The following is a 21,989-nucleotide window of genomic DNA, read 5'->3' as shown; positions in this document are numbered from 1 at the left end:
TGAATGAGTTAGGGATATTTCAGTAAATGGGGAGTAAATCTGAAAAATCAAGGATCGCAGGGTAACGTCGGTCGAAGTTTTCCGGCTGTTTGCTGTCCGGTTTCACAATCGCGCGAAGATGACGAATGCCGTAATCACTGGCTGAGTCGAGCACGCTTTCACTGTCATCCACAAATAACGTTCGCTCCGGGTCAAAGGACTCTACCGTTTGAAGTGACTGCCAGAAGGAACGGTCCTCTTTGGGTTTTCCAAAGTCGTGTGAGCAAATCACCATGTCGAGGTAGCGATCTATGTTGGTGTTAGCAAGTTTCAGTGACAGGCTGCCTTGGTGTGCGTTCGTTACCAGTACGGCGCGTTTATGCGACTCTGATAGTTGCTGTAAGAACTGCTCGACGCCGGGACGAATGGCGATCAGGTGCTCGACTTCTTTCTTCAAGGCGGCGATGTCCAGCTTCAACTGCTCTGACCAAAAGTCGAGACAGTACCATTCCAGACGGCCTCGGTAGGCATCAAAGGTTTCGACCAGTTCCGCGTTGCTCTGTTCCAGCGTAATGCCTTGCAGTTCTGCATATCTCATAGGAACGTGGTTGAGCCAGAAATGGTTGTCGAAATGGAGATCCAGTAAAGTACCGTCCATGTCTAATAACACGGTGTCAATTTGATCCCAGTTGACGGAGGCTGTTGAAGATGATGGCATATCAGAAAATGCACCTTTGGTTAATAAAGTACCGGTTTCAAGGCGTTGTGACGGTATGGAATTGGCTCAAATAGATCGTGGAAGAAAATCATATTTGGCTTTTAATCGCCACTCAGTTCACTCATTATAAAGACCTCTTTGTTCGTTTCCTAGCGAGGTCGCCATGCCCAATAAAACGCCCATCAAGCCCAGTGTTCTAAGTGAAGAGATCATTGCGGATACAGCAATTTTTCGGATTCAGTCTCAGAAATTGAAGTTCAGCAATGGTGTTGAACGTACTTATGAGCGTTTAGTTCCTAAAGGCAATCATGCCGGCGCGGTGATGATCGTTGCGGTCAACGATCAAAATCAGGTGATGTTGATTCGAGAGTATTCTGCCGGGACGGAAAGTTACGAATTGTCTTTACCTAAAGGGCTTGTTGAACATGGTGAGACCATTTTTGATGCGGCCAATCGAGAGCTGAAAGAGGAGATTGGTTATGGTGCGGAGAACATTGAATTTCTGACTGAAATGACGGTCTCCCCAGGCTACATGTCCTACCGTCTACAGGTCGTAGTGGCGACAGGGCTATATCCAGAGCGTTTGGAAGGGGATGAGCCGGAACCGATCGAAGTGGTGCCGACGGATTTTGATTTGGCGATTGAATACGCCAATGGCAATGAAATTACAGAAGCCCGGGCCGTTGCTGCGTTGTATATGACCAGAGAGCTTAAGTTATCACGAGAGGACTCTAGTGATTCGGGACTGTTTTGATGGTGTTCTGTCATTAGATATCATTAAAATGACTGAATATACCGACCGGTTTCGTCTGTACGGTCAATGTATTTTTAGACTGAGTCGATACACTGAGGCTATTAGTTAAGACGAGTCTATTAAAACAAGTTTGTTAAAAATGAATTGTTATTCGGAAGAGGATGTCTGGATAACTGTTTGGAATCGTTGTTCGGAGATGCGCGTGTTGAATATGAATGGATTGATTAAATTGGGCAAAGCCAAGTCCCAAGAGTGGATTAATAAAGGCTTCATCATTGCCAATAACGCCGCTGAACGCATGCTTTATAAAGACAATCTCATCCTGTCAGATAAAAGTGCCTACGATGTTGTGTGTGAAAAGGGCTTGATGAGTTTGAAGCGTTATCACCCATTGCAAGAAGATGCGATTGTGGTCGATGGTGAAAGCGTTCCTGTCAGTTCCGAGAAAAAGAAGATTCCTTTGGTTTTCGTGCCGCCGCTGGGGGCGACTGCTCAAATTTTTGATCTGATGCCAACTCGCAGTCTGGTACGTTATTACCTGGCACGAGGTTACGATTGTTATTTGATTGATTGGGGTGATCCTGATCGCAGTCATGCTGGATTGACCTTTGAAGATTATGTGACTGAGTGGATGCCTGCGGCGATTGAATCGGTTCAGGAATTAACTGGCCAGAAAGAGTTCAGCTTGTTTGGTTATTGCATGGGCGGCTTGTTTTGCTTGCTGTATGCGGCGTGGTCTAAGAACCCGGATCTGAGAAACCTAGTGACCGTGGCAAGCCCTATTGATGTTCGGCAAGTGGGCCCTGCGGGACAATTATTGAATGTGATGCATCATGCTTCCAAGGTGTTGTCTCGTGTGAATAATACCCCGTTGAAGTCAATGGTACGGCCGGAACATTTGCATGTGCCTGGTCGTTTGGTGGCGTTGTCCTTTAAGTTGACCAACCCTCTTGGCAGTTTAATCAGTTATTGGGATTTACTGACCGCCCTTAGTGATCGTGAGGCGTTGTCTGAGCACACTACGATGTCCAATTGGTTTGAGGATATGGCGGATTATCCTGGCGGTATGATTCAGGAAATCATCAGTAAGTTGGCGGTAGGCAATCAGTTTGCCCAAGGGCGGGTTCGAATCAACGGCGGAACCGCAAGCTTTAGCGATATCAAAGCGAACTTGATGTCATTTGCTGGTGATAACGACAAGATTGTCGGCATTCGTGCCGCGCGTCACTTGCTGGATGTGGTGGGCAGTCAGGATAAGTCATTCTACGTGGTGCCTGGCGGTCATGCCGGCGTATTCGGTGGCTCCAGTGCCTCTCAGTTTGCTTGGGCAATGAGCGCCGACTGGTTGGATGAACGAAGCAACTGATCAGTAGTTGTGTCTTCAGTCTGAGAATAAACGTTGATGCAGCTGCTGGTAGCAGCTAAACACAATATCGGCTTGATCTGAGTAGTGTGGCAGATCATCCGAGACGTACAAGCAGGATCTCATGCCTGCATTCGCAGCCGCTTGTACGTCGTAGAGGTAATCGCCCACGTAAATTAGGTGTTTGGGGTCCAGCTGCCATTGTTTGGCTATGTTTAGTAGCGCCGTTGGGTCCGGTTTGGCAGGTGCATCTTCCCGAGTAATAATTAAGTCGATGGGAATCTGGTTGTTAGAAATTTTCAGGTGAGCGGCGTCTGAATAGTTACGGGTTACAATCGCCATTGGCAGTCCTTGCTCGCGGACTTGTTGGACAAATAGTTCCGCCCCTTCTATCCAGCTCGCATCGTAGGCATCTTGTAATTCGTGGTGTTGAATTAACTCGAGATAGGCTGTTCTCTGTGCTTCTGGCTGGTCATTCACATGGCTGAGTAGATCGATGCCGGGAGGACATTTAACGGCATTCATTAGAGCCTGAAAATCCAGAGATGAATGGACCAGGGTGCCGTCGAGGTCGAAAATAACGCCGTGAACGTGATCAGATGCCATGAGTAGCTCAGCTTTGCAGTGTCTGGTCTTCCTATGGTAACTCAAGTGTTATAGGAGTCTATCGATTTTGTTAGCTAGAGCGGACAGGTTATTACTGGGCAGAAAAGGATTAAGCGCTATGACGTTAGTGAAGGGTTTTCTTGTCTGACGAGGATGTAGATTCTTGAGTGGATTCTTTCACTTGGCGACGGACTTCCATCGCCACGTATTCGAGTTGATCGTCACTAAGGTTAGAGACGTCTTGCCCTTGGGCTTTTAGCAGAACCCGCAGCTCCTGAAGCTTCTTTCGCTTTTGCCAGGCTTTGGTGCCTGGCAGGTAGCTGACAAGTTTGCGTAGAAAGTTCGCCATTATCCGTTAGCCTTAAGGGTTTTTACGCCGTTGGCTGTTCCGAGCATCAAGACATCCGCAGGGCGAAGAGCGAACAGGCCATTGGTGATGACGCCGGTGATTTGATTGATCTTTTCTTCGAGTTCCATCGGTGAGGCAATTTTCAGATTGTGAACGTCGAGAATGACGCCACCGTTGTCGGTGATCACGCCTTCGCGATAAACCGGGTCGCCACCCAGCTTCACAATTTCACGGGCTACATAGCTGCGTGCCATTGGGATTACTTCCACCGGCAGCGGGAATTGGCCCAATAACGGCACCATCTTGCTGTCGTCGGCAATACAAATGAACTCTTTCGCACAGGCGGCAACGATCTTTTCGCGGGTTAGTGCCGCACCGCCGCCTTTGATCAGTTCAAGGCGTTCGTTGGTTTCATCGGCACCGTCGATGTAGAACTCGAAAGAACCCACAGAGTTCAGGTCATAGACCGGAATTCCGTGGGCTTTCAAGCGATCTTCTGACGCTTTGGAGCTGGAAACGGCGCCATCAAACAGTTCTTTGTGTTCGGCCAATGCATCGATAAAGAAGTTTGCAGTGGAACCGGTTCCAATGCCAACCACGCTGTCTTTATCCAGCTTAGGAAGGATGTATTCCAGAGCGGCGTTAGCTACGGCTTGTTTGAGTTCATCTTGTGTCATGTTTCCGGTTCCGAAGAATGTGAATGAATTGGCGCGAATCATATCAAACGGTAGCAGACTTTTATAGCGCTCACTGAGTTCCTGAGTGGCAAATTGAACCCCTCATGAGATGGGCCGACGGCTTAACAGTTCTGGGTAAACAGGTTATGCTAGCGGGTTCCCAAAATCGTGCTCTGAAGAGCAACTCATTTCTAGTTATTGATAAGGTAATATCATGCTTCAGCAATACATCAAACGAATCCTGACGGCGCGTGTGTACGATGTGGCGATTGAATCGCCAATTGACCACGCTGGTTTTCTCTCAGAGCGTTTGGGTAACAAGATTATTCTGAAGCGTGAAGATCTCCAGCCGGTCTATTCATTTAAGCTTCGTGGTGCCTGCAATAAGGTAATGCAGTTGCCGCAGGAAGAGCGTAAACGAGGTTTGGTAGCCGCGTCTGCTGGTAACCACGCACAAGGGTTGGCGCTGGTGGCGCAGCAACTCGGTTTGCCTTGTACCATTGTGATGCCGAACACCACTCCGGACATCAAGGTGAAAGCGGTCAGAGCACGCGGTGCTGAGGCCGTATTGCGTGGAGACACCTTTGATGAAGCCTATGCGTATAGTCAGACGCTGGTGGAAGAAAAAGGTTATGTCTATATCCATCCTTACGACGATGAAGACGTTATTGCGGGTCAGGGCACTATCGCGATGGAACTGCTTCATCAGACCAAAGGCAATGTGGACGCGATCTTTGTGCCTGTTGGTGGTGGTGGCCTGATTGCCGGGATTGCGGCTTACATCAAGTATTTGCGTCCTGAGATCAAAGTGATTGGTGTGGAATCGGATGAGTCGGCGTGTCTGTATGAAGCAATGAAGGCTGATGAACGTGTGATTCTCGATCAGGTAGGCATCTTTGCTGATGGGGTTGCGGTGGCTCAGATTGGTGAAAACACCTGGAAAGTCGCGCGCGATTATGTCGATGAGGTGGTGACCGTTTCGACCGATGAAATTTGTGCCGCGATGAAAGACATCTTCAATGATACCCGTGCGATTGCCGAACCTGCAGGGGCATTAGGTGTTGCTGGTCTGAAGAAATATGTGGCTCGGGAAGGTGTGACTGATAAGAATTTAGTGGCGGTGGTCAGTGGTGCCAACACTAACTTCGATCGTCTTCGTCATGTGGCTGAACGCGCAGAAATAGGTGAGCAGAGAGAAGCCTTATTAGCGGTGACTATCCCTGAGCGCCCGGGTGCCTTCCGTAAATTCTGTGAACTATTGGGTAAACGTAACATCACTGAATTCAATTATCGTTATGCCGACGATGATCAGGCTCAGATCTTTGCTGGTATTCAACTTTCGGATCAAAATGATCGTCATGCCCTGGTTGAGACATTGAATCACAATGATTATCTGGTGGTGGATCTCACTGAAAACGAAATGGCGAAAGTACATGTTCGCTATATGGTGGGTGGTCGTGCTGAGAACGCAGTAAACGAAGTGATTTATCGCTTTGAGTTCCCTGAACGCCCTGGCGCATTGATGCGTTTCTTGAACCAGTTGGGTCATAAATGGAATATTTCGATGTTCCATTATCGTAACCACGGTGCGGCTTATGGTCGCGTGTTGGCTGGTTTGCAGGTGCCTGAAGGCGAACGTGAACTTTTACAAGAATATATGAACAAGTTGGGCTATCGTTATTGGGAAGAAACGGATAATCCTGCCTACCAACTCTTCCTGAAGTAACGGTGTCAGATATTCACTCATTGAGCTGATTCAAGGGATTATTGAACAAAAGGTTGTTTGACTTTGATTGTTTGACTTTGATTGTATGACTTTCGTTGTTGGGATGTATTGACCGAGATTCGTTGTTTGAGTTGAGTATGGCTTCATTAGTGAATCAATTACATAGACAGTTTAGCCTTCGAGTCACCGCACTCGTGGGCTTGCTGTTGTGTTCCTATCTCAGCTTTGCCGGCTCCGGTGCGTCTGTCAGTACCGTCAGTTTGGGTACAGGTGACTGGCCACCATTGATCAGTCCTGAAGCCAAAGGCTTCGGCCCTATATCCCAAATCGTTGTTGAAAGTTTTGAGCAAGTGGGAATTGCTCCCAGTATTCGCTTTTGGCCGTGGAGCCGTGCGATTGAAAATCTCAATGAAGGCAATGTGGATGCCAGTTACGCTTGGCGCATTACCGATGAGCGTTTAGAAAAGTACTTCTTTAGTGAACCTGTCTACGATACCGGAAACGTGTTCTTCTATCGTAAAGGGTATCCTTTTGACTGGGAAACACTGGAAGACTTAAAAGCCTACAAGATTGCAGGTGTTCAGGATTATGCCTATTCCAACGAGCTGGTTGAGGCGGAGGCAGCTGGTGATCTAAAGCTCGATCGAGTGGTCGACGAGAAACAATTGGTTTTCCTGTTGCTGGCGGGAAGAATTGATGCCTTTCCAGCATCGCATGTGGTCGGGAAGGAGTTGATTCGTAAGTATGCGCCGGAACAAGAAAAAGACATTGCCATTCACCCTCAATGGATATCGAAGAATCCCTTGTACTTAATCACCTTGAAAACCAAACAAGGGCAGCAAATGTTAGAGCGCTTTAATCAGGGGCTAACGCAACTGAAAGAAAGTGGTCGCTACGATGCAATCTACAACCACTTCCAATAAAATTTCTTATCGTTACTTACTTTTTTGTTGAGCATTAAATGCGGCCATTTGTTCTTCGGTCGCAGGTAATTGATGTTTTTCTTTCCATTCGCTGTACGGCATTCCGTAAATACGCTCACGTGCTTGATCATCGGTAACTTCTACGCCGAGGTCGTCAGCAGCTGCCTTGTACCACTTAGAGAAACAGTTTCTGCAGAACCCTGCGAGGATCATTAATTCAATGTTTTGTACGTCTTTACGATTATCGAGATGCGCCAGTAGGCGTCGGAACGCAGCTGCGTCGAGTTTATCTTGTTGTTCTTGAGTTAATTCCGGTGAAGACATACGAATACCTGCTTGGCTAATTAAGTGAAGAATGAGGTCATAAGTATAAAAGGGTCGAGGGGTGGTGGAAAAGGTTCCAGAGAATATGAGCTTAAAGCTAGACGGCGAAGGTTCAGGAAGTTAGAATTCCGCCTTCTTTTGACAAACTGTGCGTTTGTCTTAAGTGCACCCGTAGCTCAGCTGGATAGAGCGTCGCCCTCCGGAGGCGAAGGCCGCGCGTTCGAATCGCGCCGGGTGTGCCATTCTCTCTTTCCTTCTACGCTTCTTATTTCCCGTTATAATTGAAACTGATTGCATTCCATACTCAGGGTTTAAGGAACGATATTGTTGAGTTTGATGATGACCGTTTCGTCGATTTTTTGATCAATTTCTTTTCAAATGCGGTCAGTCTGGTAGTATGGGCGCCTTTTTCTCCCAGGCGAAACAATTATCCCTATGAAACCTGACAGCAGCTTCCAGTTGAGCCCTTCACAAGCCAGCAAACTTTGGTATAAGTGTTTGATGTGCTTATATCTACCTGTCATCGTGAGTGGCATGATTCATTTGCTGGTTTATCCTGTGTTGATGGCCTTGATCTTTTTCTGGAGTCAACGTACGCCAGTGCTACAGGTTGTATTGAAGGATCGGTTAGCAAGTAAATTGCTGTTTGGTTTTTGTGCGGTGAGCTTTGCGTTTTTGGTGGTGTGGCTGCACGTTGCGTTTGAACCGGCTCGTGTGGTACTGAGTTCCGCTTATGTGGTGTTTGCAATCCTGCTTGGCCGTAAGCTTGAAACTCTGGCCTATAAGGTCTGGAATGGAACCCGAACTTGCTACCAAGTGTAAGTCGGGCTCTTTGTTATCTATTCAGAGGCTCCCTAGACCTGATGTAACATGACTTTGGGTTGATAGCCAGCGACTTGGTTTCTTCCCTGATTCTTGGCTTTGTAGAGCGCTTCATCCGCTTGATCAAACATCTGGTTTCTGTTTTCCGACGTGACCGGCACTAAGGAATTCGTTCCCACACTGACAGTGACTTGCAGTTGCTCTGCTGCAATTTGGAACGGCGTTTCTGCCACTTTCTGTCGAATCTTTTCTGCAACTTGATAGGCACCGTGTTGATCGGTTTCTGGCAGGATGACCACAAATTCTTCCCCACCATAACGACAGGTTATGTCTTCTGGATGTGAGATGACTTGTTTGATGGCGGTGGCGACCATGACTAAACATTCATCCCCGACTAAATGGCCGTGGTTATCATTGAATTGCTTGAAGTGATCGATGTCGATGATCAATAGCGATAATGGCTTCTGCAAGCGATACGCTGTGGTGTAGTAATGTTGGAACTTCTCATCAAAATAGCCTCGATTCTTTAACCCGGTTAATGCGTCTTTGGCGTTCAGCTCAATCAGTTGCGCGTTGAGTTCAGCCAGTTCCGAGGTACGTTCGTTGACACGTTGTTCCAGCATTTGGTTGGCTTCTTTTTGAATCTTTAATGTTTCTTCCTGCGCTTGTCGGGCTTCCCGTTCATGCTCCAACGCTTCGATCTGAGCATTAAAAGCTTTGCGCTTTTCCTGATTGAGGCGATCGGCCAGGGCAATGGACAGTAAGATGATCTCCAGGGCTGATCCAATTTGAGTGGCACTTTCTGTGATCACATTTTGAGGTAATAAGGTGAATTTGTTCAGGGCCAACACAATTCCGCCTGACAACATGGCGGTCCAGGCCACGGTGAAGTAGCGGGCGGAGACATCGCCTTGAATACAGCGATAGATGCCGGCAATCAGCAGGGCGATACAGGCGGTAACGGCGACATAAATAGTAGGGCGAATCATCGTTTGGTAAGTGAACAGCAGTGAGCATACCATCAGTAGTGCGGCTAACCAGGCAACGGCATGCAATGAACGATAGATCCACCGGTGCGCTTCCCGTTTTAAGGATAAGAATCGCAGTGAAAAGAAGGTACCGAAGACGACCACGCCGTTCAGGAAGAAGACAATAGATTGGTCGTTCCACCAAGTGGCGGTAGGCCAGAGGTATTGAAAGCTAAGACCGTTCAGGGACGCCAGAAATAACGGCATACAACTGATGTAGGCGACGTAGTGTAGATACGTCTTCTCACTGACGGCCAGATAAACAAATAGGTTGTAGAGAATCATGACCAAGGCAATGCCGAAGTAGATGCCTTGAAATATCACACGGGATTGATCCACCTGATGAAAGTCGATGGGGTTCCACAGATCCATTGGGGCTTGAACCGAGCTGGTGGTACGTAGTTTCAGGTACACGTCGACTTTTTCGTTTACTTCGAGTCGCATCGGAATCAGGAAATTTCGGTTCTGAACCAGTCGTTCATAGAAAGGAAGCTTGTCACCCAGGATGTAATGGTCGGTATACAAACCATCTCTCACCAAGTAAATATCAATGTTATCCAGCACGGCGTAGCCGATTTCCAAAATACGATCGAGCGCGAGAGCGTCCTGATTATGTAATGAAAACTTGATCCAATAGCTCGCATCGGAGTAACCAAAGTTTACCTGGCTTCGTTCATTCTTTTGCCAGCGTTGGTCGGGTGTGGTTAACAGTTCTTGAAAGGTAAGTTCGTGCGTTTGATCTTTAATGTATGAGATGTTCTCATCAATACTGATGCGTCGCTGACCTTCTTTAAGAGAAATAAAATCAGCGGCCTGAGCTATCGAGCTGCCGAAGAAGATGAGCACCGCCAAAATCCATGTAATACGCTGCATCCGTTTCTACCTTTTTTGTTGTTCTTCTTTTTATGGTTTCAACTTCCTTCCCTAAGCGTAGATGAGCTGAAAAGTTACACAACCTCAGTTGTGTAACGGTTTTTAGTTTTTTTTGTACGAGACTTATCTGTCTGGTTGTAAGTGACTAGGATCAAGGCTCTAGGGACTGCCTGATGTCTGATAGTCGTTCCACCTGCATTCCTTCGTCGTCGAAATTCTGAAGGCTCAACCATTGTTGAAATGCGGTTTCAAGCACAGGCCACTCTTTGTCTATGACGGAGAACCAGGCGGTATCCCGGTTATGTCCTTTTACAACCTGAGCTTGTCGAAAAACACCCTCAAATTGGAAGCCCAGTCGAAGTGCTGCACGTTTAGACGGTTCATTGAAGTCGTTGCATTTCCATTCATACCGTCGATAGCCCAAGGAGAACGCGTGTTGCATCATTAAATACATGGCTTCTGTGGAGATTGGTGTTCGTTGCATGCTTGGGGAAAATTTCAGGTGACCCACTTCAATGGAGCCAGCATTAGGGGCAATCCGAAGGTAAGCTGCTAAGCCCACTGCTTTACCGGATTTGAGGTCAGTGATGGCATAGAACTTTTGATCTGACTGTTGAATCTGTTCAGACAACCAATCCTGATATTCCGAAAAGTCTCGAAAAGGGCCGTAAGGCAGATACGTCCAGCTTTCAGGGGTAATGTCCTCAGCGTTTGCTTGGTACAAGGCTTGCCCATGAAGCTTTGGGTTCAGTCGTTCGAGTCGACAAAAGCGTCCGGACGTTGGAATCTCGGTGGGGGAGTTGGGCGGCGTCCAATGTTCCAATGCCTCGCCAAGGGTTTGTCCGTATTTATTGGTGATCGTGTGTTGTGTATCCGTTGTTGTTATTTTTGTATCCATACTGCTTTTTTACCTAAAAAATGCCTAACACTTACTGTATATGGAGTGTAGGTGTTAGGCACTCAGAAAGCGAACTTTGACGCTTAATTCTTTGATTAAAAAGAATATTTACTCTTTTTGGCTTTACATCTGGTGAAAACGGCCGACCACATCCCGCACTGCTCGTGATTTATCCTTGGCAAAGTTAACCATGTAGGCGTGTGCTTCCGGATGCTCGGCGAGCATTTCCATTAACCGAGTTCGATTATCAGCACGCAGGAACTTGGCAACCTTTTTCAGTTCATCGGTTCTGGTTAACGCCAGTACCCATAACTGGCAGGCTTGCAGGTGAGAATGTTTAATACAGTACAAGAGGATGTGTTCATAACACACACCTAGTTCATGTATCCATATCAGGAATTGAGCGGTGGCTTGTTCCTGGTAGTCATCCTCATCATCGTCCAGCGCAAGGCGTTTGAGTAAGGATAATTTACCCTCGCGTACCTGTTGGTCGAGCAGCTGGCCCACCAGGTTGCGTTCAAAGAGTTTAAAGCCCCGGTAATTGACGTTAAGCAGTAATTTGGTCAGGCGATCTCGGCGGGTGTCGTCCAGTAACCAGATCAGAGTATCGAGACCGTTGAGGCGATAATCCGGTGCCTGCACTTTCAAGTATTCGCCATGCAGATACTGTTTGCTCATTGCCAGGGTCGTCTGGTAGTCGGCGTCACCCTGCAGATAGCTCATGATTTGATCCAGCAGTTGTTGGCTGCGGAAATCGCGATCGCTCAGCTCATAACAGCGCTGCAGCAGTTGGTCGCTGTTAACCTCGTTATTCACCAACAACACAAAACCGCCAATCTGGTTTAATGCTTTGGCCGGTTTTTCCGAGCCGCCGATAATTTCCCAGTGATCGCCACTGTCTTGTAATAACCACAGGCTCTGCCAGTCGATATCCAGTGGTGACAGGTCTTTCAGTGTGCGGAACTGTTCACTGACCTGATGCGGTTTCAGCGCCAGACGCTCATCATTCAACTCAACAAACTCGGTGCTAAATTCGTCTGTTAAGGTCGCGTTGAAGTCTTCCCATTTCATCGTATTCAGGCTGAGCTGAATACTGCGCAACAGCGCTTGGGGTAAATCGGTGTTCAGTTCTTGCTGATAGAGCTCGCTGAAACGCGGGTATTTCAGTAATAAACGGCGGTAAAATTCGGTTTTGGTGCTTTCGTTAATGTAACGCAGGCCCTGATGTAAGGCCTCAGCATCGCGGCGCTGCAGCGGACCAAAGACCGACTGATCATCACTGTCGATATGGGCGAATTTATCCAGCCATTCTTCATATTCTTCCGGACCGTCGTAATTATTCAGTCGACATTGGCTCACCTGAAAAGCCTGTAGATAAGCGCGATCGATGCCGGCATCTAACATCCTGATGCGGTAGTGCTCCAGCGCATCGGCACCGTCGTCGAATTCAACATGGTAACCGTTGGTAGAATAGGCCTGGGACACCAGCCGGGTTACCCGTACCGGCGCTAACGCCACCATCAATTGCCAAAGTCGTTTGGCTTGTTGTTTAAAGGCACAGTCTTTAGGTGCCTTGAGGAGCCAGAAGCAAATTAATAAACAACGCTGATAATTGTCATCGTGGTCACTTAAAAAGTGATAGCCAATCTGTTGTTGATTGAACTGGTTCATATTCAGAGGACCGCGCACCACTTCTTCGCGATGGGCATACTGCTGAAATAACTCTATTACCTGTGGCTGAGTTAATTGCGGTTCGTCGGCAGTGAAATAGTCGGACAACTGTTCGACCTGTGTTGCCGTCATACCTTGCTGATCAAAAATTCCCTGCCCGAGAATATCGAGATTTTCACGCAGGTAATCGAGCATCGCCTGCCAGGGTTTTGTCGATGCAAATTCGGCGGCCAGTTTTTTGCTGTTGGAGTTGGTCGCATTATTTTTATAGGCATCGTGTAATAACAACGCCATCAGCGCGTATTGGCCGATGGCGAAGGTATCATTGTCTTTCGGCCAGATAGCAGGGTTGGTCAGCTCCGGGTGTTCACTGAACAGCTCGCGAGCTTCTTCCAAATTCTCATGACACAGCAGCTCGTCCATGTCGCAAAAGGTGTGGCCAATATCGTTTAATAAATGGGCGTGGATCAGCTTGTCCTGATCCTCTGCTGACGCCTGGCTGTAACGATTGAAATAGGCGCGTGTATCCAGCAGTTCATAATTCTCAATCAGGCGGACAGGGAGAAAACTCCCCAACTCACGTTGACCCAACAGGCGGTAGAATACATCCAGCAGACGCAATACCTGTTCGCCACGTTGTTGCTGACTGGAGGATGGCATAATGTCGGCCAGTACTTCGGCATCTTCATCGTCACAATACATTTCATCCAGCAGCTCATACAGTAATGGGCCAAGTTCCGGGGCGATGTCCTGATTGTTATGGGTGCCAAGCAGATCGTCGCTGAGTTGCTGATAAAACGCCGGAGCGTGTCGTTGTGCCAGCTCTATCAGAGGGATTTCGGTTAAGGCCTCAACGGTTGCCGGCTGGCTGCCATCAATTATATGTTGCCAGACCATATCCCCCTGAGGTAACGCTAAAATCAGCGGTTTCACATTACGCAGATGCTGACCTGTTGTGTCGTTGTCCCAGTATTCTTCTTGATAAAAATTACCCGTCGCGTAACACACCAACGGTTTGTCAGTTTGTGCTTTGATCTGTTGTTGTAAGTCGAGTGCCTCGTCTTCCAGGCTGGCGGTTATAAAATGCTGCTGGCGGTGTGCTTCCTGGTCTTCTTCGTTGAACGGGTCACCTTCTTCGGGCAACAGGGTTAAATAAAAGTCGAGCACCGGGTCGGCGTTGTCAAAGTCGCTGTCTTCGCAGTACAGCATTTTCGGACTGGTCAACAGACGTTTAGTTAAGGCTTGCTTGAACCAAGAGTATTCTTCCGGGTTGGCTTTTAAATAGTCGCCCAACGGCTGATAGTGAGTATCACTTTCCCATTCATTGCCAAACATCTGATAACGAACAGCTCCGTTATCACACCAAATGTAGGCGTTAATGACATCCCGGCTCCAGCCATGCTGATGAACAAAATAGGCCAGATAATCACTGTAACCGCCGGCGTGTTCATCGTCCCAGTATGGGATAAAAAACTGCGCCAACAAAGTGAGGTATTGGCTGTCGTGGCAGCCCAATAAAAATAGCGCTTCAGCACCGAATACTCGCATGTCGTCAGTCCACATGGCGCTGGTGTCGTTGTATTTTCGCGCATAGGCGACGATGGCTTCGGCCGTGTTCACCAGCTCGTCGAGGACGGACTCGTGTTGCAACGCGATGGCAAACAGAATAGCTTCCGACACATAGAATTCATCGTCATCGGCGATGGTTTCATCTTTCTTAAAGGTCCATGATTCCGGTCCTTTTCGATAAGAAAGATAAGCCAGCTTACGCCAGTGTTCACTTTCAATATCCTGAAACTGCAAGCGACGGGTGCCATCTTCTTCGCGGGCAACAAATTCAATGTCAAACTGATGTTTGTTGAAGGCCGTTCCAGCCGTTAGGTGTTGCTGGTATTGCTGTAATGCGGAGCGCAGGGATTCGGGTTGGTTGAGGTAGATCGGGATTTGGATGGACTTATCGAACTGCTTCATTGGTTGTCCTTAACTTTACTTTCCATAACTAATAGTTTGTAAGTTTGGTCAGGTATGATATCAGAGTGGATTTGGTGTCGAGAGCGTTAACCCGGGTTAAATGGTTACAGTCTGTAAATGACGAATGTGAGCAACCCTTGGTGAGCGGGATAAAAATAAGGCTTCTGAGAAAGAAGCCTTATCTGAAAATATTAGTCGTAATGAAAACCGCTATTGGGGCTTTAAGCGTGGCCAGCGGAACGCAATCGAAAGAATGGCCATGGCGCCTAGAGCCCAGCAATAGACGACGGTATCAATTAGTTGCAGTGGTGATAACTTGGCAATCGACGCGGCTAACAACATCTGAGCACCCCACGGAATCATTCCTTGAATCACACAAGACACAATGTCCATTAGGCTGGCACTGCGACGAGGGTCAACCCGATAACGTTCGGCAATGTCTTTCGCTAAGCTGCCTGAAATCAGGATGGCAACCGTGTTGTTAGCGGTGCAAAGGTTTGAGATGGCGACTGATAAAGCAATGCTGCTTTCCCCTGCGCGCTGAGGGCTATTATCACTGAGGTTTGTTGTGTCTTCCGTTCGACGGCTTAGTTTATCGATTTGGTTCGCTACCCAGGTTAGGCCTCCTCCGACCTTCATTAAGGCACCAAGCCCGGCAATGAGAAGCGATAGAATCATGATTTCCTGCATGCTGCTGTAGCCGGCATAAATGTCTTTTGACCATTGAGCGATGTGATAGTCAGGCAACATGGTAAGACCCACAACGCCTGCCAGAACAATACCCGTCAGTAATACGGCTAAGACGTTCAAGCCAGCCACGGCCAGAACTAAGACCACAATATAAGGCAGCATGTTGATGAGGTTATATTCCTCCACTGGAGCATTGTTGATTTCGCTGCCTTGAAAGAACAACCAAACCAGCGTGATCAGTGCGGCGGGAAACGCGATCTTTAAGTTTAATCGGAATTTATCGGCCATAGAGCAGCCTTGAGTGCGAGTGGCGGCGATGGTGGTGTCGGAAATAATCGACAGGTTATCACCGAACATAGCCCCACCCATTACTGTACCGACTGTTAATGCCAGAGGTAATTCGGTAGCGTCCGCCAAGCCCACGGCAATGGGTGCAACGGCGGCGATGGTGCCCATTGATGTACCCATGGCGGTCGCCATAAAGGCGGTCATAACGAAGAGTCCGGGTAAGACTAACGAAGATGGGATAACACTGAGACCAAAATTCACTGTTGCTTCGACGCCGCCAATGGCTTTGGCAACACTGGCAAAACCACCGGCCAGCAAAAAGATCAGGAGCATGGTGACCAAGGTTGGATCGCTGCAGCCTTTAATGAAGTGTTCAAAGCGTTGATTAATACTGCCCCTGGTTAGGAGCAAGCCAAGAATGATTGCCGGTAAAATCGCCACGGGAGCTGAAATTTCATAAAAGGCGAAATCAACCCCTGCGTCCTGGTAATACACACCGCTTCCGATGAACAAAGTTAGGAACAGCAACATGGGCAACAGTGCCCAAGGAGAGCCTTTGGTCATTGATTGAACTCCGATAAAAAAGCGGCGTATTCTAAAGATTTCTGACTGATTGGATAATAATTTTTGGTTATAGACTCATACGAGAATGAGAGGAGGCGGGGGTGCATTGATGGCAGGAGAAAAGAGGCGTTTTATGTGCTTGTTTCTCAAGTGATTATTATTTGTATGATGAACCCAGCGCCATGAAATCCGGCGCCGGGTTTTGATCGCGTGTCTAATTATCCGATTACTGGTTCTTAATCGGCAAATCCAACCAGGACTGGTAGTCTTTATTGAATTTGAATTTAAGAGAATACAGTTCCAGGGTAGGCGGAGCATACAGAAGGTCAAAGGTATCAATGACCAGCGCCACTCGGTGACCTGCCGGAACATCGTAGGCGGCCGCTACCAAGTTAAGGTCTACTGTTTGGCGACGGTCTTCTGCCGCTTCATAATCTGTTAATGGAGCATGAGTGATCAGACGACCAATACCTACAGAGTCTACATCGTAGAGATAAGCCACCATCTGGTATTTTGACTTGCTTGGCTGAATGTTCAGTTTCAGCTTAGGAATACCGCGTAGTTTCATGGTTTGATCCAGACGGTCTGTTTGGAAAACGATGCCATTGACACGGCTGATCAGCGGAATTGAAGTAAGCACAGGGGCATCAATTTCAGCTTCTATCAAACTCGACAGCATAGGAACCCCGGTATTAGCCAAGGTGTCCAGGCCGGACAGGATGGTATCGGTTTGTGTCCACCAAGGGCGATAGGTCTCTGTCTTTAGACCACCGTTGGTGAACAGGCCGCGAGAATGCAGATACAAACGCTGATCTTGTACCAGTGGGCTTGGCCATTGTTCTAGTTGCTCATACTGGTCATTGGCGTATTTCGGTTCAACGTTGAACGCGGACTCTTGATCAATGCCGTTTTGCTCGCCTTTCAGATAACGATCAAACCAGCGTTGCGTGTTGGTCCATAGATAGTGGTCTTTGTCTGCGTTGATTAAGCCCCACAATTCGGCGCTCGCGTGCATGCCCTGACTTAAATCGATGCGCTTAGGCGTCGTCAGTTTTTCATACAGCGCTAGTGCTTGGTTCGGTTGGAAGAGGTTGTCGCCAAAGTTGTTGGCAATATAAATCGGTACATTACGCGCATTGAGGATGTCGACATAGGTTACCGCTGAGCGACCGTAGGCCCATTCCAGCGTTTCAGGAATGTTCTTGTGAACAATCAGGTTGCCGTAGTTTTTAGCAATGTCTTCTTCCGGGTTGCCGGTGAGTTCGCCCAATAAAGTTAACAGACCGCCCCAGATAAGGCGTGGCGTTTCCTGTGCATACAGTGATTCAACCAGATCGCCCCAGGTGCTCATCGCAACAACTGCAGAAACACGGCTGTCATGAGCCGCACCTAACAGGCTGATGCCTGAACCGTAGGAAATCCCGGAGACACCAATGCGCTCTGCGTCTGCAGGCGTATTTGCCAAAAGCCAATCGATCATACGGCTGAAGTCGATCATGTCTTTCGGGCCGGCGGTGTTGATCTCACCTGTGGATTCACCAAAACCACGCGTCGCATAGCTAAGAACCACATAGCCCTGTTCTGCCAGTTTCGCGGCTTGTGGGATGTACTCGTATTCATCCAGCGACCAGCTGTTGATAAAGATGATGGCCGGATAGCTTTCTTCGCCAGTGGTCGGAACCAAGACGTTGGCGGTCAGCTCAACTCCGTCAAAGCTGGTAACCACAATGTCGTCATTGACGGTATACAAGTCGGATTCAGGGAATTGCCCGGGAATGGAGGTGAATCCCGCCAATAGATTGGTTGCATGGCCATAACTGCTTAAGCCAATCAGTAATAATGCCATCAGAGTGGCAAAGAATTGTGTCGACAAAAGACGTGACTGTCTTTCGACTCGGTTAGTACTCATATTTATCTCCAGATGTTGTTATTTTTGTTGTGGATCTCTGTTTTGAGTGTGGGTCTTTGCTTTTTGTACGTCTTAACGGGTGGCTTGTGTGTCTCCTCGAAGGATTAACTTGTTGAGTGTGAGCAAAGAAGGTAGCAAGTCTCAGGAATTTCTGCCGGTTAGAAAGTGACTGAATCAGTCAGAAATGACTTGCTTGTCGTGCCTGTCGTGTAGGATCAATAATTTATGTGAACTGGTCGAAAAACAGACAGGGTAGGTGTTAGATTTTGAGTCATTGCCCTGTTAATCCATGAATTCTTGATATAGCTCTATGCTTTTAATATCAACCGTTTGGTCTTTAGGGTTATTGCAGGTATAATCGCGCGATCCAAAATTTATATGGTCTTATTCAAGAAGGAATGAGGCTGATTAGCTGATAACAGGGGTCTTGAAAGATGATGAAAGCCATTCGTTCAGTTGTTGCGGTACTTGCAGGTGTAATCCTATCTACCTTGGCAATGGCGAGTTCAAACAGTGATGAAGCAATTCGCGAGCGTATTCAGCCAGTAGGTTCTGCGTGTATTCAGGGTGAAGAGTGTGCTGCGGCTTCTGGTGCAGCGACTGCATCGGCCTCAGGTCCTCGTTCTGGTGAAGAAGTTTATAACGCTTCTTGTGGCGCGTGTCATGGTGTTGGTGTGTTGGGTGCGCCGAAGAAAGGTACTTCTGACTGGGCACCTCGTTTAGAGAAAGGTCTTGATACGCTATTGGCAAACGCGATCAGCGGTATCAACTCAATGCCTCCTAAAGGCACCTGTGGTAACTGTTCTGATGAAGAGTTGTCTGCTGCGATTGAGTTCATGAGCAAGTTCTAGTATCGATCTTGTCTCAATAAAAAGTGGGTTAATGATTCATTAGCCCACTTTTTTTATGCCTATAGATTCTGTCTTATGTGTAGACCTTCTTTATATTGATGTCATTTGTATGATTGAGTAGTGGGATGAGAAGCCCTTTTTGTTGGTTGCATTGATCATTATTGAGCTTTCTTCTCATGGTTTTTCTGCATTAGCCGATAGACAATGAAGTTTCTTGCCGAGAATCATTTGATATTTGTGATTTGACGCCGGTGTTTCATTAGAAAGTGCTAAATAGTTCTGGAATATCATTGGCTTACAAGCTATGGTGAAAAGCCTGTCTGAGGGTCTTTTCTTTCCCTTGGATCAAAATTTAACAAGTTGAAGCAAACCCAGTTGGTATGGCCTTGGACGAGTGTTATTCAGAACTCGAACTGGCTACCGTCACGTTCTGAGCGTTAAAAAAGAGTTAGGTGTTATGAGCTCTCGATTAGCTGATTCAAAATTCATCAGTTTGAAATTTCAAGTGGCGAGTGCTTTTGCTCTGGTGGCTTCCTTGATTGTATTGGTGTTTGCGGTTGCCACCTATATCTGGTCGGCTGAGCGACAAGACCGATACCTTGAAACTGAGCTAAATAAATACCGTACAAATTTTAAGCAACTGATTTCGATGACTGGTGATGGGTTAGTTGATGTTGCTGACCAGATTATGTTGCTTGCCAGTACCGAGTCTTTGGCGGTGAGTGCTGCCAATCACATCGCTCCCGATTCTGCAAAAGTACCCGACCCTGATTTGACTGCCTTAATGCGAGCGATTGACTTGCAATGGGATAATCTCAATCTCTTCGGCCAGATGGATGCTATCGTGTTATTGGGTGATCGCGCCGAAGTGTTGGCCCAGAAGGGACAGGTGAGTATGAAACCTGTGACTGAGCTTTTGGAGTGGGTCCCTCAAAAAAGTCGCCCTGAATCTCTTATTCATTGTTCTGATGATTGTCGCCTTTATATAGGTGTGCCTATTTTGCTTGATGGTGGTACTCGCTATGTGATGGTGATTGCCCAATCGATTTCGGATGTGGTTGCCGCGATGGGGCGCTCATTTGGTGTTGAATTGGCGTTGGCCGTTGTTGGCACTGATCCGAGTTATCTTGGTCGTTTGGCTAACTGGAATGTGGGGTTGATGTCGTCCACTAGTCAGGTGTTAACCAATGAGGTATTGGTGTTTGCGAACCGCAGCTATAGCCTTAAAGAGTTGTTGTCTTCGGGTCAGCAGGTGCTGATGAAAGATAAAGCGTGGGCGTTATGGGCGATGGAGATCAACCAATTGGGCGATGTACTGTTGGTTGCTTCCGATCTCACGGAAGAACAGGCCAGTAGTAAGCAACTGATGCTTTTCTCTCTGTTGTTTGCTTTGTTAGCCGGGATGCTGTCGGTGTTGGTTGGAGTCGCTTTACTTTGGCGTCCTGTTCAGCGAATTACCTTACATAATCAAACCTTGCCATTACTGGCAGACGGTGAATATGAGCTGGTGAGAAACCGGTTGGCTCCGGATCATGGCAGTCACTTTAATGAAGTGGATCAGTTGGATATTGCGACCGTGGACTTGTCCCGTCGTTTAGAGTTTTTGAGTCGGGAAGTTGAGCTGAGAACCGGTGAGCTGGAACGACTGGCGATGTATGACACGTTAACGCATTTACCGAATCGTTCCTTGTATGTGCACGAATTACGGGAAGCGGTGAGTGAATTAAAAGATCATCCGGAAGAGTCGATTGGTCTGTTGTTCCTGGATTTGGATTCGTTCAAGCGCATCAATGAAACCCTGGGACACATGACAGGTGATCATCTGCTGGTGCAAATGGCGCGACGTCTGGAAAAGCTGATTTCAGAAAAAGATACCTTATGCCGTTTGGGCGGGGATGAGTTTGCGATCATCTGTCGTCACCTCAAAGACCCGGATGACATTCATATTTTCCTAAGAAAAATCCTGACTGAGTTCCGTCAGCCGATTGAAATCGATAATCGGGTACTGACGATTACGGCCAGTATTGGCGTGGTGTGTTGTGATAACCCGGACAGCAGCCCTGAAGATTTAACTCGTCAGGCTGACATGGCGATGTACGCTGCCAAGGAAGAGGGTAAAAATAGCTTCCACTTCTTTAATGATCAGATGCTGATTGATATCTCCAAAGCATTGGAGCTGGAATCTGCGCTGCAAACGGCGTTGGATAACGAAGAGTTTTGTCTGTTCTTGCAGCCTAAGTATCGACTGGATTCGGGAGATCTCGACAGCTTTGAAGCTTTGGTGCGATGGCGTCATCCTGAAAAAGGACTGATCATGCCCAATCATTTCATCCCTCAGATGGAGCAGGGTGAGATGATCTTCCAGCTGGGGCGCTGGGTGATCAGCCACGGTTTGAATATCATTCGAGGTCTGGAACGTGCCGGACTCGGCAGCTATAAATTGGCAGTTAACCTATCCGCGCGTCAGTTTTGTGATGATAAGCTGGTGGATCATTTGCAAGCCTGTTTACAAGACATGCCGGGTGACCGACTGGAGCTGGAAATTACCGAGAACGTACTTATCCACAACAGTGAGTTGGCGGCCTCTGTAATGAAACAGGCCAACAACTTAGGTGTAACCGTGGCATTGGACGATTTTGGTACGGGTTACTCCTCCTTGAGCTATCTTCGTCAGTTGCCGGTGGATGTGATTAAACTCGACCGCAGTTTCATCGCTCCGACCAACGAAAGTGAAGAAAGCCGTCATATCGTGACTTCGGTGATCGACCTGGCCCACAAACTCAATAAGTATGTGGTGGCTGAAGGCATTGAGACCAAAGAGCATTTATTGTTCTTGCAGGAACATCAATGCGACAGTGCTCAGGGCTTCCTGTTATCTCGTCCTATTGATGAAGATGAACTGCCGGATGTTCTGGCTAAGGGCGATGTTCAGCAAATGGCGAAGAGCCATTTGAATGCGGATGTGCTGACTATTCTGACGGAAGACGAAAACGTCTAGGGGACTG

At 47.7% G+C, this 21,989-nt stretch carries 17 protein-coding genes and 1 tRNA gene; 8 read left to right on the top strand and 10 right to left on the bottom strand.

The genetic code is table 11. The annotated features are described in order from the left end of the window. Positions 1-19: 19 nt before the first annotated feature. Positions 20-697, bottom strand: coding sequence for a GMP/IMP nucleotidase (gene yrfG, locus QQL66_RS15295; RefSeq protein WP_284382566.1), 678 nt, complete (start codon positions 695-697; stop codon positions 20-22). Positions 698-860: 163 nt separating this feature from the next. Here yrfG and nudE point away from each other — a divergent pair, with 163 nt between their 5' ends. Together nudE and QQL66_RS15285 are read left to right on the top strand one after the other, a co-directional pair. Beyond that, the gene (nudE, locus tag QQL66_RS15290) at positions 861-1,451 is read left to right on the top strand and encodes an ADP compounds hydrolase NudE (protein ID WP_284382565.1); all 591 of its coding nucleotides are present in this window, start codon (positions 861-863) and stop codon (positions 1,449-1,451) included. A 139-nt stretch (positions 1,452-1,590) separates the two neighbouring features. Then, the gene (locus QQL66_RS15285) at positions 1,591-2,817 is read left to right on the top strand and encodes an alpha/beta fold hydrolase (RefSeq protein WP_284382564.1); all 1,227 of its coding nucleotides are present in this window, start codon (positions 1,591-1,593) and stop codon (positions 2,815-2,817) included. A gap of 15 nt (positions 2,818-2,832) precedes the next feature. Here QQL66_RS15285 and QQL66_RS15280 read toward each other — a convergent pair whose 3' ends face one another. The 3 genes from QQL66_RS15280 to rpiA all read right to left on the bottom strand — a co-directional run bounded on the left by QQL66_RS15280 (position 2,833) and on the right by rpiA (position 4,446). Next, entirely contained in the window at positions 2,833-3,420 is a 588-nt protein-coding gene (locus QQL66_RS15280) for an HAD family hydrolase (RefSeq protein ID WP_284382563.1), read from the bottom strand. A gap of 124 nt (positions 3,421-3,544) precedes the next feature. After that, the gene (locus QQL66_RS15275) at positions 3,545-3,769 is read right to left on the bottom strand and encodes a hypothetical protein (protein ID WP_284382561.1); all 225 of its coding nucleotides are present in this window, start codon (positions 3,767-3,769) and stop codon (positions 3,545-3,547) included. Continuing rightward, complete coding sequence (rpiA, locus tag QQL66_RS15270; RefSeq protein WP_284382560.1) at positions 3,769-4,446, bottom strand: ribose-5-phosphate isomerase RpiA; 678 nt, start codon at positions 4,444-4,446, stop codon at positions 3,769-3,771. Before rpiA ends, QQL66_RS15275 begins: the two co-directional genes overlap by 1 nt. A gap of 214 nt (positions 4,447-4,660) precedes the next feature. Between rpiA and ilvA the strand changes: the two genes are divergently transcribed. Next, a complete protein-coding gene (gene ilvA / locus QQL66_RS15265; RefSeq protein WP_284382558.1) occupies positions 4,661-6,172 on the top strand; it encodes a threonine ammonia-lyase, biosynthetic in 1,512 nt (503 codons plus the stop codon). A gap of 137 nt (positions 6,173-6,309) precedes the next feature. Beyond that, positions 6,310-7,095 carry a substrate-binding periplasmic protein gene (locus QQL66_RS15260; RefSeq protein WP_284382556.1) on the top strand — a complete coding sequence of 262 codons (786 nt, stop codon included), beginning with the start codon at positions 6,310-6,312 and terminating at the stop codon, positions 7,093-7,095. Between the two features lie 12 nt (positions 7,096-7,107). On the opposite strand, the gene QQL66_RS15255 is transcribed toward QQL66_RS15260, so the two are convergent. Then, the gene (locus QQL66_RS15255) at positions 7,108-7,419 is read right to left on the bottom strand and encodes a DUF1244 domain-containing protein (protein WP_284382555.1); all 312 of its coding nucleotides are present in this window, start codon (positions 7,417-7,419) and stop codon (positions 7,108-7,110) included. Positions 7,420-7,584: 165 nt separating this feature from the next. Between QQL66_RS15255 and QQL66_RS15250 the strand changes: the two genes are divergently transcribed. Continuing rightward, positions 7,585-7,661, top strand: a tRNA-Arg gene (locus QQL66_RS15250). A 193-nt stretch (positions 7,662-7,854) separates the two neighbouring features. Next, positions 7,855-8,241: a hypothetical protein gene (locus QQL66_RS15245; protein ID WP_284382553.1), complete on the top strand. Its 387-nt coding sequence runs from the start codon at positions 7,855-7,857 to the stop codon at positions 8,239-8,241. A 32-nt stretch (positions 8,242-8,273) separates the two neighbouring features. On the opposite strand, the gene QQL66_RS15240 is transcribed toward QQL66_RS15245, so the two are convergent. From QQL66_RS15240 to QQL66_RS15220, 5 genes are all read right to left on the bottom strand, one after another. Beyond that, positions 8,274-10,142, bottom strand: coding sequence for a sensor domain-containing diguanylate cyclase (locus tag QQL66_RS15240; protein ID WP_284382551.1), 1,869 nt, complete (start codon positions 10,140-10,142; stop codon positions 8,274-8,276). A 151-nt stretch (positions 10,143-10,293) separates the two neighbouring features. Beyond that, positions 10,294-11,040: a GNAT family N-acetyltransferase gene (locus QQL66_RS15235; RefSeq protein ID WP_284382550.1), complete on the bottom strand. Its 747-nt coding sequence runs from the start codon at positions 11,038-11,040 to the stop codon at positions 10,294-10,296. A gap of 123 nt (positions 11,041-11,163) precedes the next feature. Continuing rightward, positions 11,164-14,682, bottom strand: coding sequence for a hypothetical protein (locus QQL66_RS15230; RefSeq protein ID WP_284382549.1), 3,519 nt, complete (start codon positions 14,680-14,682; stop codon positions 11,164-11,166). Positions 14,683-14,892: 210 nt separating this feature from the next. Then, the gene (locus tag QQL66_RS15225; RefSeq protein WP_284382548.1) at positions 14,893-16,224 is read right to left on the bottom strand and encodes a Na+/H+ antiporter NhaC family protein; all 1,332 of its coding nucleotides are present in this window, start codon (positions 16,222-16,224) and stop codon (positions 14,893-14,895) included. 226 nt (positions 16,225-16,450) lie between these two features. Further along, positions 16,451-18,133: a CocE/NonD family hydrolase gene (locus QQL66_RS15220; RefSeq protein WP_284382546.1), complete on the bottom strand. Its 1,683-nt coding sequence runs from the start codon at positions 18,131-18,133 to the stop codon at positions 16,451-16,453. A 434-nt stretch (positions 18,134-18,567) separates the two neighbouring features. Here QQL66_RS15220 and QQL66_RS15215 point away from each other — a divergent pair, with 434 nt between their 5' ends. Continuing rightward, positions 18,568-18,984 carry a c-type cytochrome gene (locus QQL66_RS15215; RefSeq protein ID WP_284382545.1) on the top strand — a complete coding sequence of 139 codons (417 nt, stop codon included), beginning with the start codon at positions 18,568-18,570 and terminating at the stop codon, positions 18,982-18,984. Positions 18,985-19,441: 457 nt separating this feature from the next. Further along, entirely contained in the window at positions 19,442-21,982 is a 2,541-nt protein-coding gene (locus tag QQL66_RS15210; protein ID WP_284382543.1) for a bifunctional diguanylate cyclase/phosphodiesterase, read from the top strand. The last annotated feature ends 7 nt before the right edge of the window (positions 21,983-21,989 follow it).

It is taken from the genome of Litoribrevibacter albus, from assembly GCF_030159995.1.
Taxonomy (GTDB): Bacteria; Pseudomonadota; Gammaproteobacteria; order Pseudomonadales; family Litoribrevibacteraceae; genus Litoribrevibacter; species Litoribrevibacter albus.
Note: the sequence above shows the minus strand (reverse complement) of the source record. Positions and strands in the feature narration are given on the sequence as shown.

Bases quoted from the DNA above. Each gene is read 5' to 3' on its own strand.
- yrfG (WP_284382566.1), bottom strand. From the start codon at position 697: ATGCCATCATCTTCAACAGCCTCCGTCAACTGGGATCAAATTGACACC.
- nudE (WP_284382565.1), top strand. From the start codon at position 861: ATGCCCAATAAAACGCCCATCAAGCCCAGTGTTCTAAGTGAAGAGATC.
- QQL66_RS15285 (WP_284382564.1), top strand. From the start codon at position 1,591: ATGAATTGTTATTCGGAAGAGGATGTCTGGATAACTGTTTGGAATCGT.
- QQL66_RS15280 (WP_284382563.1), bottom strand. From the start codon at position 3,420: ATGGCATCTGATCACGTTCACGGCGTTATTTTCGACCTCGACGGCACC.
- QQL66_RS15275 (WP_284382561.1), bottom strand. From the start codon at position 3,769: ATGGCGAACTTTCTACGCAAACTTGTCAGCTACCTGCCAGGCACCAAA.
- rpiA (WP_284382560.1), bottom strand. From the start codon at position 4,446: ATGACACAAGATGAACTCAAACAAGCCGTAGCTAACGCCGCTCTGGAA.
- ilvA (WP_284382558.1), top strand. From the start codon at position 4,661: ATGCTTCAGCAATACATCAAACGAATCCTGACGGCGCGTGTGTACGAT.
- QQL66_RS15260 (WP_284382556.1), top strand. From the start codon at position 6,310: ATGGCTTCATTAGTGAATCAATTACATAGACAGTTTAGCCTTCGAGTC.
- QQL66_RS15255 (WP_284382555.1), bottom strand. From the start codon at position 7,419: ATGTCTTCACCGGAATTAACTCAAGAACAACAAGATAAACTCGACGCA.
- QQL66_RS15245 (WP_284382553.1), top strand. From the start codon at position 7,855: ATGAAACCTGACAGCAGCTTCCAGTTGAGCCCTTCACAAGCCAGCAAA.
- QQL66_RS15240 (WP_284382551.1), bottom strand. From the start codon at position 10,142: ATGCAGCGTATTACATGGATTTTGGCGGTGCTCATCTTCTTCGGCAGC.
- QQL66_RS15235 (WP_284382550.1), bottom strand. From the start codon at position 11,040: ATGGATACAAAAATAACAACAACGGATACACAACACACGATCACCAAT.
- QQL66_RS15230 (WP_284382549.1), bottom strand. From the start codon at position 14,682: ATGAAGCAGTTCGATAAGTCCATCCAAATCCCGATCTACCTCAACCAA.
- QQL66_RS15225 (WP_284382548.1), bottom strand. From the start codon at position 16,224: ATGACCAAAGGCTCTCCTTGGGCACTGTTGCCCATGTTGCTGTTCCTA.
- QQL66_RS15220 (WP_284382546.1), bottom strand. From the start codon at position 18,133: ATGAGTACTAACCGAGTCGAAAGACAGTCACGTCTTTTGTCGACACAA.
- QQL66_RS15215 (WP_284382545.1), top strand. From the start codon at position 18,568: ATGATGAAAGCCATTCGTTCAGTTGTTGCGGTACTTGCAGGTGTAATC.
- QQL66_RS15210 (WP_284382543.1), top strand. From the start codon at position 19,442: ATGAGCTCTCGATTAGCTGATTCAAAATTCATCAGTTTGAAATTTCAA.